Source organism: Bacillus nitroreducens (assembly GCF_964021195.1).
The window spans coordinates 553,243-565,691 of the sequence record NZ_CAXHYI020000003.1 but is presented as its reverse complement, the minus strand read 5'-3'; the positions used below and the strand labels follow the sequence as shown (position 1 = coordinate 565,691).

Annotated in this window: 9 protein-coding genes; 6 read left to right on the top strand and 3 right to left on the bottom strand. The window is 39.3% G+C overall.

Annotated features, from left to right (window positions below; translation table 11 throughout):
• Positions 1-301: 301 nt before the first annotated feature.
• Together tkt and fsa are read left to right on the top strand one after the other, a co-directional pair.
• Positions 302-2,311: a transketolase gene (tkt, locus tag ACWPVE_RS06465; RefSeq protein ID WP_453991803.1), complete on the top strand. Its 2,010-nt coding sequence runs from the start codon at positions 302-304 to the stop codon at positions 2,309-2,311.
• A 98-nt stretch (positions 2,312-2,409) separates the two neighbouring features.
• Positions 2,410-3,075 (top strand): fructose-6-phosphate aldolase, encoded by a 666-nt coding sequence (fsa, locus tag ACWPVE_RS06460; protein WP_453991801.1) that lies wholly within the window; start codon positions 2,410-2,412, stop codon positions 3,073-3,075.
• Between the two features lie 1,371 nt (positions 3,076-4,446).
• Here the strand turns inward: fsa and ACWPVE_RS06455 are convergent.
• Positions 4,447-5,352, bottom strand: coding sequence for a nuclease-related domain-containing protein (locus tag ACWPVE_RS06455; RefSeq protein WP_453991799.1), 906 nt, complete (start codon positions 5,350-5,352; stop codon positions 4,447-4,449).
• A gap of 185 nt (positions 5,353-5,537) precedes the next feature.
• Here ACWPVE_RS06455 and ACWPVE_RS06450 point away from each other — a divergent pair, with 185 nt between their 5' ends.
• A complete protein-coding gene (locus tag ACWPVE_RS06450) occupies positions 5,538-6,428 on the top strand; it encodes a DMT family transporter (protein ID WP_453991797.1) in 891 nt (296 codons plus the stop codon).
• A 62-nt stretch (positions 6,429-6,490) separates the two neighbouring features.
• Here ACWPVE_RS06450 and ACWPVE_RS06445 read toward each other — a convergent pair whose 3' ends face one another.
• Together ACWPVE_RS06445 and ACWPVE_RS06440 are read right to left on the bottom strand one after the other, a co-directional pair.
• Complete coding sequence (locus ACWPVE_RS06445; protein ID WP_453991795.1) at positions 6,491-7,597, bottom strand: PAS domain-containing sensor histidine kinase; 1,107 nt, start codon at positions 7,595-7,597, stop codon at positions 6,491-6,493.
• On the bottom strand, positions 7,590-8,258 hold the full coding sequence (locus ACWPVE_RS06440) for a response regulator (RefSeq protein ID WP_453991793.1): 669 nt from the start codon (positions 8,256-8,258) through the stop codon (positions 7,590-7,592). The genes ACWPVE_RS06445 and ACWPVE_RS06440 overlap by 8 nt, the downstream gene beginning before the upstream one ends.
• Positions 8,259-8,421: 163 nt before the next feature.
• Here ACWPVE_RS06440 and ACWPVE_RS06435 point away from each other — a divergent pair, with 163 nt between their 5' ends.
• Genes ACWPVE_RS06435 through ACWPVE_RS06425 form a run of 3 tightly spaced genes read left to right on the top strand, consistent with a single transcriptional unit; the run spans position 8,422 to position 12,220 of the window.
• Complete coding sequence (locus ACWPVE_RS06435; protein WP_453991791.1) at positions 8,422-9,507, top strand: hypothetical protein; 1,086 nt, start codon at positions 8,422-8,424, stop codon at positions 9,505-9,507.
• Positions 9,494-11,662, top strand: a complete 2,169-nt coding sequence (locus ACWPVE_RS06430; protein WP_453991789.1) for a molybdopterin oxidoreductase family protein — start codon at positions 9,494-9,496, stop codon at positions 11,660-11,662. The genes ACWPVE_RS06435 and ACWPVE_RS06430 overlap by 14 nt, the downstream gene beginning before the upstream one ends.
• Positions 11,663-12,220 carry a 4Fe-4S dicluster domain-containing protein gene (locus tag ACWPVE_RS06425; RefSeq protein ID WP_453991787.1) on the top strand — a complete coding sequence of 186 codons (558 nt, stop codon included), beginning with the start codon at positions 11,663-11,665 and terminating at the stop codon, positions 12,218-12,220.
• Positions 12,221-12,449: the final 229 nt, after the last annotated feature.

The window sequence follows — 12,449 nt, the reverse complement described above, 5'->3', positions numbered from 1 at the left end:
GATAGTAAGTACAACTAAATCAACATGCAAAAAATATATTTATCATTAAGTTACTCATAATTACATGCTTTATGTGAAAATTCATGATGACGACGCTTTCATTGATAAAAAATTGCATTTGACATAATTGTTTTAATTTAGATAATTGACGAATAAAGGTAAGGGTGGTACATTATAAATGGTTATAATTTGTTTAGTGAACGAATTAATTATACACCTTATTTTTAGGATTGAAAAGATTGGATATTTTGGGTAGGGTATAACAATAAGATATTTTTTAATAGTTTAGGAGAGTGGTAAAATGAAAACGGCTTTAAACGAGAAAGAACTTGATTTGTTAGCGATTAACACCATTCGAACGCTTTCTATCGATGCAATTGAGAAAGCAAACTCTGGGCATCCAGGAATGCCAATGGGTGCTGCTCCAATGGCTTACACTCTATGGGCAAAAGAAATGAAACATAATCCTGCGAATCCAAACTGGTTCAACCGCGATCGTTTTGTATTATCAGCTGGACATGGTTCCATGCTTTTATATAGTATGTTACACCTATTTGGATACGATGTAACAATGGAAGACTTGAAAAATTTCCGTCAGTGGGGAAGTAGAACTCCAGGACACCCTGAATTTGGACATACTGCAGGTGTTGAAGCAACTACTGGTCCATTAGGACAAGGTATTGCAATGGCTGTTGGTATGGCAATGGCTGAAAGACACTTAGCTGAAACATATAACAAAGATAACTATGAAATTGTTGACCACTTTACATATGCAATTTGTGGTGACGGTGACTTAATGGAAGGTGTTTCTGCAGAGGCAGCATCACTTGCTGGTCACTTAAAATTAGGCCGTCTTGTTGTCATGTATGATTCAAACGATATTTCATTAGATGGTGACTTAAACCTTTCTTTCTCTGAAAGTGTTGAAGATCGTTTTAAAGCATACGGCTGGCAAGTAATCCGCGTAGAAGATGGTAATGACACTGAAGAACTTCAAAAAGCATTGCAAGAAGCAAAAGCGGATTTAAATCGACCAACTTTAATTGAAGTTAAAACAACAATTGGTTTTGGTTCTCCAAACAAAGGTGGTAAATCAGCTTCACACGGTGCTCCACTAGGTAAAGATGAAGTTGCTTTAACGAAGGAAGCATACGGCTGGTCTTATGAAGAGCCATTTTTTGTTCCAGAAGAAGTAAGAGAACACTACAATCAATTTGTTGAAGCTGGAAAGCAAAAAGAAAGTGTATGGAATGAATTATTCGCAGAATATAAAAAAGAATACCCTGAATTAGCGAAGCAATTTGAAATGGCTTTAAACGGTGAGTTACCAGAAAACTGGGAAGCTTCACTTCCAAGCTTTGAAGCTGGTACTTCATTTGCAACTCGTGATGCATCAGGTAAGGCATTAAATGCAGCTGCTACTGCAATTCCACAATTAATCGGTGGTTCAGCAGACTTAGCAGGATCAAACAAAACGTTAATTACATCTGAAAAGAACTATGCAATTGACAGCTTTGCTGCTCGTAACATCTGGTTTGGTGTTAGAGAATTCGCAATGGGTGCTGCAATCAACGGTATGGCACTTCACGGTGGTGTAAAAGTATTTGGAGCAACATTCTTTGTATTCTCTGATTACCTACGCCCAGCAATTCGTCTAGCAGCTCTTATGAAGCTACCTGTAACATATGTATTTACACATGACTCAATTGCAGTTGGTGAAGATGGTCCAACACATGAGCCAGTTGAACAATTAGCTGCATTACGTGCAATGCCAGGACTTTCTATTATCCGTCCAGCTGATGCGAAAGAAACAGCTGCAGCATGGCGTTTAGCAATCGAAAGCACTGACACTCCAACAGCACTTGTTTTAACTCGTCAAGGCTTACCAACTCTTGAGGTTAATGACGAAGCTGTTTATGAAGGTGTTAAAAAAGGAGCTTACGTTGTTTCTGAAGCAAAAGGAGAAGTTGCGGGTCTATTACTTGCAACAGGATCTGAAGTTTCATTAGCAATTGCTGCACAAAAAGAACTTGAAAAAGAAGGCATCTTCGTATCGGTTGTAAGTATGCCAAGCTGGGATCGCTTTGAAAAGCAATCAGCTGAATACAAAGAAAGTGTTCTTCCAAAATCTGTGAAAGCTCGTCTTGGAATTGAAATGGCTTCTTCACTTGGATGGAAACAATATGTTGGTGACCAAGGGAAAGTTCTTGCTGTTGACACATTCGGAGCATCTGCACCAGCAGGTAAGCTTTTAGAAGAGTACGGCTTTACAGTTGAAAATGTAGTGAAAAACTTTAAAGAAGTTCTATAATATAGTAGTTTTTACTAAAAGCATTTGACCCACCTACACGTATAGGTGAGTCAAATGTTTCGAACAATATGTATGATTAGATACTGGAGGGAAAAGAAATGAAATTTTTTATCGATACAGCTAACCTAGAAGATATCAAAAAAGCGTATAAAATGGGTGTACTTTCTGGTGTAACAACTAACCCATCACTAGTAGTAAAAGAAGGCGTTAAATTCGAAGACCGCATTGCTGAAATTCTTCAAGCTGTGCCAGAAGTAGAAAGCGTATCTGCTGAAGTATCTCCAGATGCTGAAACTGCTGAACAAATGATTGCAGAAGCTGAAGAGCTTCTAAAAATCAACGATGGCGACAAAAACATCACAATCAAACTTCCTATGACAGTGGCTGGATTAGAAGCAACTCGTTACCTTGCTAAAAAAGGTGTTAAAACGAACGTTACACTAATCTTCACAATGAACCAAGCATTATTAGCTGCTCGTGCTGGTGCAACATATGTATCTCCATTCTTAGGTCGTCTTGACGATATTTCTGAAGATGGTGTACAACTAGTTGAGAAAATTGCTGAACTCTTCCGTGTTCACAACTTAGATACTCAAATCATCGCTGCATCTGTAAGACACCCGGACCACGTTACTCGCGTAGCATTGGCTGGTGCACATATCGCAACGATCCCTTACTCTGTAATTGAGCAACTTACTAAACACCCACTTACAGACCAAGGCTTAGAAAAATTCGCAGCTGACTGGGTAAAAGCAGTAAAATAATTAATGTTTTTTAAATGGAACCCCGATTCGTGATTTGTGCGGATTGGGGTTTTTAGTGTTTGGAAGATTATTGGATGAGGATGAAGGATTCCGTCCTTATCGATGAAGGGGAAAAAGGTAGAGAATTCGGTTTGCAATCCTCTTCATAGCAACGATGAAGGGGAAAAGGGTAGAGGAATCGATTCGCAATCCTCTTCAAAGCGACGATGAAGGGGAAAAGGGTAGAGGAAACGACTCGCAATCCTCTTCATAGCGACGATGAAGGGGAAAAGGGTAGAGGAATCGATTCGCAATCCTCTTCAAAGCGACGATGAAGGGGAAAAGGGTAGAGGAAACGACTCGCGATCCTCTTCATAGCGACGATGAAGGGGAAAAGGGTAGAGGAATCGATTCGCAATCCTCTTCAAAGCGACGATGAAGGGGAAAGCGGCCGAGAAAACAGTACGCAATCCTCTTCATATCATCGATGAAGAGGAAAGCCGCCGAAAAAACAGTACGCAATCCTCTTCATATCATCGATGAAGAGGAAAGCCGCCGAAAAAACAGTACGCAATCCTCTTCATAGCATCGATGAAGGGGAAAACAACCGAGAACACGTTTCGCAATCCTCTTCATTGCATCGATGAAGGGGAAAGCGTCCGAAAAAACAGTACGCAATCCTCTTCATAGCATCGATGAAGGGGAAAACATCCGAGAACACGTTTCGCAATCCTCTTCATATCAACGATGAAGGGGAAAGCGGCCGAGAAAACAGTACGCAATCCTCTTCATATCATCGATGAAGAGGAAAGCCGCCGAAAAAACAGTACGCAATCCTCTTCATATCATCGATGAAGAGGAAAGCCGCCGAAAAAACAGTACGCAATCCTCTTCATAGCATCGATGAAGGGGAAAACAACCGAGAAAACGTTTCGCAATCCTCTTCAAAGCATCGATGAAGGGGAAAGCGTCCGAAAAAACAGTACGCAATCCTCTTCATAGCATCGATGAAGGGGAAAACATCCGAGAACACGTTTCGCAATCCTCTTCATATCAACGATGAAGGGGAAAGCGGCCGAGAAAACAGTACGCAATCCTCTTCATATCATCGATGAAGAGGAAAGCCGCCGAAAAAACAGTACGCAATCCTCTTCAAAGCATCGATGAAGAGGAAATCAGCCGAAAAAACGTTTCGCAATCCTCTTCATATCATCGATGAAGAGGAAAGCCGCCGAAAAAACAGTACGCAATCCTCTTCATAGCATCGATGAAGGGGAAAACAACCGAGAACACGTTTCGCACTCCTCTTCATTGCATCGATGAAGGGGAAAGCGTCCGAAAAAACAGTTTGCAATCCTCTTCATAGCTAGTAGGCAGTATTTCCAGTTTTATTTAAACAAAATGTGACCACTGGTGAACTCCCACTAAAGTAAAATTATTTGCTAGTATGTACCGTATTCTCTCTTTCGACGACACAACCTGACACCACTCATAAATAGCATTAGTTGTAATTTTTTCCCCCGGGAAGAGGATTTGAAATTCCTTAACAGCTCTTAATACTGCGCTTGATACTAATTCTGTATGCCCACATTCCTTACAGACACATTTTCTACTTTCAATAACAACGGCAAACGAATCACACATCTTACAAGTGATTCCTTTTCGAAGCATGTCGAATGTATAGCTTGGAATCTTACTGTATAGCGATTTAGTCATGTGCAGTGAAAGTAGTCGATCCGCTATACGTTTGTGATGTTCATTTATTTTGGATGGTGTTCGATTAAGTGAGTGCATGTAAGTTTGAATTTGGGTCGGAAAAATAGCTGGTAAATTTAGAGGGGCTTGGTATAAGGTGAAAGTTGGATTGATAAAAACAACAGAGGCCTCGATTTGAGGTTGAAATCCGTTGTTACGCAGTAACTGGCATAATAAGGATTCGGCTCGATTCATTTGTAAAAGGGGGTTTACAACTTCGAGTTTCGGCTTCTTAAATAACTTGTTTGATTCGTAAAAATAGTCACCTTCCAAATTTTTCACTTCATATAAGTGAATCATTTTTTCGATAAAAATAAGTGAATCAATTTGAAAGGTAGTGTTATTCAGTTCCAGTAATAAATCATTTATGATTAAGCAATCACACTGAAGTTGTTCTGTATAAGAATCGAATAATACTTCGCCTTCATACCCTTTTTGGAGATTTGTCAAATACTGCTTGTCCTTGCTTGATAAATCAGTCCTCTTATTTAATATTTCGAGAGTTAATAATTCATCTGATTTGCTACGGTGCTTATAAATCATAGGCCACATCCTTTCTAGAATTTAAGTTTATTATATTTAATAAATTGGTAGATTAAAAGAAAAATCTGTAAATTCGCTCCAGACCAAAGTTGAAAAATTGATTGGAATTAAAAAAACTGTGGCAATCTAATATAGGCTTTATTTTTTATTTAGAAAATTGGTGAGTAGTGAGGGGGGATAAAAAAATGTTAAAAGCTTATTCATGGCTCACTTTTTGTGTTGTGGTATGGGGGAGTAATTTTGTGTTTGGGAAAATGTTAGTTTTGTATTTTTCACCAACCATGCTCACAATGCTACGGCTTTTGTTTATTGTATTATTATTAGTAGGGTTATTTTCTTTTAATAAAAAACGTCAATCACTAAAGAAATCGGATCTTTTTCCAGTAGTAATACTGGGGGTAGTGGGTGTTTTTATTAATCAGTGGTCCTTCTTTAAAGGATTGGAGACTGCAGATCCAACAATCTCGGCCTTAATATTAGCAACAACCCCGATAGTGACGGGTGTTTTGGCAGCTGTTATTTTAAAGGAAAAGTTTACGGGTCGCATGTTGATAGGGTCGATTGTAGCGATTATGGGTATAATTTTTGTGGTAACAAAAGGGACATTATCATCTATTCAAGTTGATAGAGGCCTGATATGGATTGTTGTTACGATGCTTACATTTGCTATCATGATTATTATGACAAGGCAACTATCTAACAGAATGTCTCCTCTTGCCATTACATTATATTCAAATATAGTAGGCCTAATTGTATCTATTCCATTTGTGTTTATACTAGATTCACCAATAAGAATTAGTACTTCACTTTCTGATTGGATGTTATTAATAGGAACCGCTATTGTTGTACACGGGTTCGCGAATCTAATCTGGAATAAATATATTCGATATGTTGATGCTTCGAAGGCTTCTATCTTATCGAATTTGGAACCCTTTGTAGCGATGATCATGGGATTCATCCTATTATCTAAACCAATTACTGGTGCAGAAATAGTAGGTTCATTTCTTATTGTTGGGGGAGTCCTCGTTTCTACTTATCAGAGAAAATTGAAAAGAGGAAAGCTCATTTCTAGTTAGAAATAAGAGCAAAGTGTAAATTAAAAAGAGAATCCTACCTTTAAGTGAGGATTCTCTGTCATTTATTTCTGTACGACTAACTTTAACGTTGTGCCTTTACTAGGCACAGACATCAAACTCAAGTTACCGCCAACACCTCGGGCGCGTTCCTCCATGCTAAAGAGACCGACACCGTTTCCTTTTTCATCAGCTGTAAAGCCTTGACCATGATCAATCACTTCAATCGTAACATCGGTTTCCGCTTCATGAATTTTCACAACGGCTTCTGATACATTGGCATATTTGGCGATGTTTGTTAACGCCTCTTGGACAATTCTATAAATCGTTGTCTCTTTATGAATATCGAGCCGTGTTTTTAATGTACAATCGAACTCAATATCAATTCCATAATGGTGAGTATAATTTTCGATATATTTACGTAGGGCTGGTACGACACCAAGATCATCTAATACGGATGGACGAAGCTCCCATGCTAGACTGCGGATGTCCTCCATAATAAAAGAAACATCCTGACGCAATCGCCCAAGGCGGTCATCTGGTTTTTCACTTATCAATTGATCAAGTTGGATTAATAATGAAAACATACTTTGGCCAATCCCATCGTGAAGTTCACGTGAAAAACGCTTGCGCTCTTCTTCCTGAATGCTAATAACCCGTGTCATCATATTTTTTAATTCTTCCTGAGTCTCTTTCAAGGCAGTTACTTCATGACGAACAGCTAAATATTGTTTTGGTCGACCATTATCAGATAAAATCGGAACAATCGTTGTATCGACCCAATAAAAAGAACCATCTTTTGCTTTATTCCTAATTTCACCTTTCCAGACATGGCCAGAGCCAATTGTACGCCACATATCCTTCCAAAATTCCTTGTCATGATATCCTGAATTAATAATGCGATGATCTTGACCCATTAATTCATGCTTCGAGTATTTAGAGATTTCGCAGAATTTATTATTCACATATTGAATTTTTCCTTGCTGATTTGTAATCGCAACAATGGAGGATTCATCTAATGCAAATGTTAAATCAGCTAGATGACGTAGTGATTTTTCCACATCATCACGAAACGTAGGTTCATCAATATGGTGTTCAAGTTCGGCTAGAAGTTTGATTACGCTCGGGCCGCCAATTTCAGATTGGTGTTGTAGTCTGTCCACTTTACTCAAAATGTAGTAATCCTTTCTTCATTGCGTATTTTACAAGTTCTGGTCGAGTTTTCAAACCTAATTTTTCCATCAAATTGCTTTTATGTGATTCAACAGTTTTTACGCTGATGACTAAGTTCTCTGCGATTTCTTTGTTCGAATAACCCTTGGCAATCCATTCGAGTACTTCTTTTTCACGCTCCGACAGTAGGGCAAAGGAGTCTGCATTGTCCCCGTTTTTGACACGATCTAAATATCCGCTCATTAATACCTTGGTTGCAGCGGGAGTCAAATATGCATTTCCTGAGGAAACGGATTCGATCGCGCCTAGCAAATCTTCATGTGGTGCATTTTTTAAAATATAGCCAGAGGCCCCAGCATGAATCGCTCTAAATAAATATTCTTCATCATCATGCATGGTTAAAATCAAAATTGAGACATCTGGCATCAGTTCATGAAGTTCCTGTGTAGCTGTCAATCCATCTTTGCCATGAGGCATACTTAGATCCATAAGTACAACATCAGGGTGTAATTCCTTTGCTTTTTTAATAGCCTCGTCTCCTTCAGATGCCTCCCCAACCACTTCAATGTTATTTTTTCCGTTCAATAACATCATCAGTCCTGAACGCACAACGGCATGGTCGTCAACAATAAGTAGTTTAACCACAATAATCCTCCCCATTTCTCAATGTTCTTATTATAACACGTTAATAACTGATTTTTGAGTTCAAGAAGTTGTTACAAATAAGGGGTTTTTCGACCAAAGATGGGGAGGTTCCCTGATATGTTTTAAATCACTCATCTTCTACAATGGGGATAAGTTATTCATTTGAGGAGGAGTTCGTATGCAGACAAGGGCTGCTGAAATCCAAAAGAAGGATATGCCAGCTTATAATAATGCATTTGCATCAAAATTTGCCAAATCCATGTTTTTAACTGTATTAGGTATAGCGGCTTTATCATTTATCGGAACCAGAATGTTTACCCATGTTGACTTAAATCTCTACGGGTATATGGTTGGAACAATTGTTTTTATTGGTGGATTCTTTTACCGCTTTATCGCATGGGGGGAAAGACCACCTACAAAGATTATTATAAAAAAAGGCTTAAAACTGCTATTTAGAAAATCTACGCCAAAAACATCTGTAGATCATTTGGCTACCTATAACTTTATTTGGAATAGGGGAATTTACCGATGGACCCAACATATTTTAATTGGTTGGGGTTGTATTCTGTCCTGTTTAGTTACATTTCCGCTCGTCTTTGGATGGATGTATTTTACGATGGACGAGAGTGGATACTACAACATCGTTGCGTTAGGGATGCAAATTATGACGGTACCAGCTGATGGTATCATTGCAAATCTTTCTTATAATGCTCTGAATATTACTGCAGTCATGGTCATCGCAGGAGTTTGTATGGCGATGTATCGTCGAATGAAAAACCTTCAGGCACGAGCTGAGCAAAAATTTATGTATGACTTGTTGCCGTTATATTTACTACTGTTTGTCAGCATAACGGGGTTGCTTTTAACATTTATGAACATCTTTTTACTTGGATGGGGCCAGCCTGTTATGTCACTTATTCACCAATGGTCTGTTATTCTCACTTTAATTTACTTACCATTTGGAAAGCTCGCCCATATTCCGTTCCGCCCAATGAGTGTGTTAGCAAGAAACTACCGTGAGCATTTTGCTGAAAAAGAAACAAAACAATGTAAGGTTTGTGGTGAAGGTTTCGTTTCAGTCGAACAATCACAAGATGTTATTCATGTACTCGATGTGAACGATATTCATTTTAAAACAAGTGAGGGCCACCATCTAGCTGAAATGTGTCTTCCATGTCGTAGAAAATACCGGATTGCTCAATTTTCCGGCTTCCCGACCCACGAGGTAAAAGTCAAGGAGGCAAATCAGAATGCAAAGGGATAAATTTTTTAAAGAAGTCAAAAATGTCTTTCATCCAAACGAAAAATTAATTAAAACACATTGTAGCTATTGCGGGATGCAGTGTGGAATGAACCTAAGAGTAAATACAGTTACAAATAAAATTGTGGGGGTTGAACCTCGCTATGATTGGCCAGTAACTGTGGGAAAAATGTGTCCAAAAGGGGTTACAGCCTACCAACAAACAAACCACCAAGATCGTATTTTGAGACCACTTATTCGAGATGATGCTTCATTAAAAGGAACAAAAGAAGGATTTCGAGAGGCTAGTTGGGATGAAGCGTATGATTTAATTGCAAAAAACTTTAAGAAACTCCAAGAAGATTACGGAAAGGATTCATTATCCGTATTCAGCGGAGTGTCGATGACGAATGAAAAATGTTATTTAACAGGGAAGTTTGCTCGTGTGGCATTAGGTACTCGTTATATTGATTACAATGGCCGTTTCTGTATGTCAAGTGCGGCAGGTGGCTTCCTTCGCTCATTTGGTGTTGACCGTGGCTCAACATTACCATGGACTGATATCCATGAAACAGATTGTTTATTCATTGCAGGAAGTAATACAGCAGAGTGTCATCCAACCTCTATGTTCCGTGTCTGGAATGTCCAGGAAAGAGGTGGATATATTATCGTCGTTGATCCGCGCGAAACACCAATAGCAAGAAGAGCGGATATACATCTAGATTTAAAACCTGGTACAGATTTAGCATTAGCGAATGGAATACTTCACTTATTGATTGAAAATGGTTATACAGATGAAGACTTTATCGCCAATCATACGAATGGCTTCGAAGAGACGAAAGAACTTGTGAAACAATTCACACCTGAATACACAAGTGAGTTAACGGGGGTAGCTCCTGAAAAGATAATACGTGCTGCTGAGATATACGGAAAAGCACCGAATGCAGTCGTGATGTTTGCACGAGGCATTGAGCAACAACATAAAGGTGTTGATAATGTATCGGCATACACAAACATGGCACTTGTTACAGGAAAAATCGGACGTCCCAAATCAGGTGTAGCTACGTTCACTGGTCAAGGTAACGGCCAAGGTGGTCGTGAACATGGTCAAAAGTCAGACCTGTTACCAGGGTATCGTAAAATCACAAACCCAGAACATGTAAAAGAGGTCTGTGAAGTTTGGGGTATTACACCTGAAGAGATGCCTCAGCCAGGTGTGTCTGCCTATGAAATGTTTGAACTAATGGAGCAGAAAACAATACGTGGATTATATCTTCTTTGTTCAAATCCAGCAGTATCTGCATCTAATCTGAACTTCGTTAGAAAAGCACTTAAATCTTTGGATTTCATGGTATGTGCAGACTTTTATCTATCTGAATCAGCTGAGTTTGCGGACGTGATTCTTCCTTCAGTGACCTGGTCTGAAGATGAAGGAACAGTAACAAACCTTGAAGGTCGTATTATAAAAATCAATAAGGCCCAGGAACCAATCGGGGAATCTAAGCCAGACTGGCAAATGCAGGTTGAACTTGCTGAGCGTTTAGGTAGGGGTGAATATTTTTCACACTTAAAAACAGCTAAAGATGTGGCAGATGAATTCCGACTCGCTAGTAAAGGTGGGTATGCCGATTACTATGGGGCAACATGGGATAAAATCGATAAGCAGGACGGAGTCTTCTGGCCTTGCCGTGATGAAGAGGATAAGGGAACACCACATATGTTCCTTGATAAAAAGTTCTATCACCCAGATGGAAAAGCAAAAATTTGTGCGTTGCCATACCGTCCACCTGCTGAAGAACCTGATCAAACCTATCCGCTTCGTCTTACAACAGGTCGTGTCGTGTATCACTATTTATCTGGTAACCAAACAAGACGAATCCAATTCTTACATGATATGTGTCCAGAGCCGTATGTTGAAGTTCATCCGGAAACAGCGGCGAAATATGATATCCAGCATGAAGAAAAAGTACGCCTATTTACAAGAAGGGGCGAAGGAATATTCAAAGTAAAAATTACGGAAGCGATCCGAAAAGATACGGTGTTTGTTCCTTATCACTTCGGTCATGAGGAATCTATCAATCTACTAACAATTGCAGCACTTGATCCGATTTCAAGAATGCCAGAGTTTAAGGCATGTGCGGCTCAGATTGAAAAATTAGTTGTAAAGAAGGTGCAGTAAATGCAAAAAAGGCTTTATTTAGAACTTGAAAATTGCATCGGATGCCGCTCTTGTCTTGCGGCTTGTACACAGTGTGGGGGACATGAACAACGAAATCGTAACTATGTCTATGATGTTAATCCACTTGTGAACAGACAGACAATGCCACTTATGTGCCTTCATTGCGTAAACCCTGCGTGTGCAAGAAGTTGTCCAGCACAAGCCATTCAGATTCATGAAACGGGGGCAGTATTATCTGCATTAGTTGAAAAATGTATTGGATGCCAAAATTGTACAATTGCTTGTCCATATGGCATACCAAAATTTGATGAAGAACAAAACCTAATGTACAAATGTGATTTATGTATTGATCGCACGAAGGATAATATTCCACCGATGTGTGCAAGTGTTTGCCCATCCAATACCATTCAGTGGCTATCAGATGATGAAATTGAAGCTAAGAAACAAAGTCATAATCTAGATAATGGAAAATGGGTTACAAGCATGCCACTTGAAGGTGAAACAAACGTGAAAATTAATTTACCTGGTATCTTACAGGGTATTGAGAAGTTATTTTAACTGTATCAGGCGGGATTTATACGCCTACAGAAATGGATGAACTCAGACTTATTACGCCAAGACACACGAGCGCCGTCTGAGTGACGAACATCGAGTTGCCCGAGCCTCTGGTGATGCCACGATTTTTTATAGGTAGTTTTCGAGCAGTAAGAATAAAGACAAGAGCGCCACTACACGAGCGGGATCGTCTTTATAATCCACTTCCTCTGGACCTAAAAAAATCGGGCAC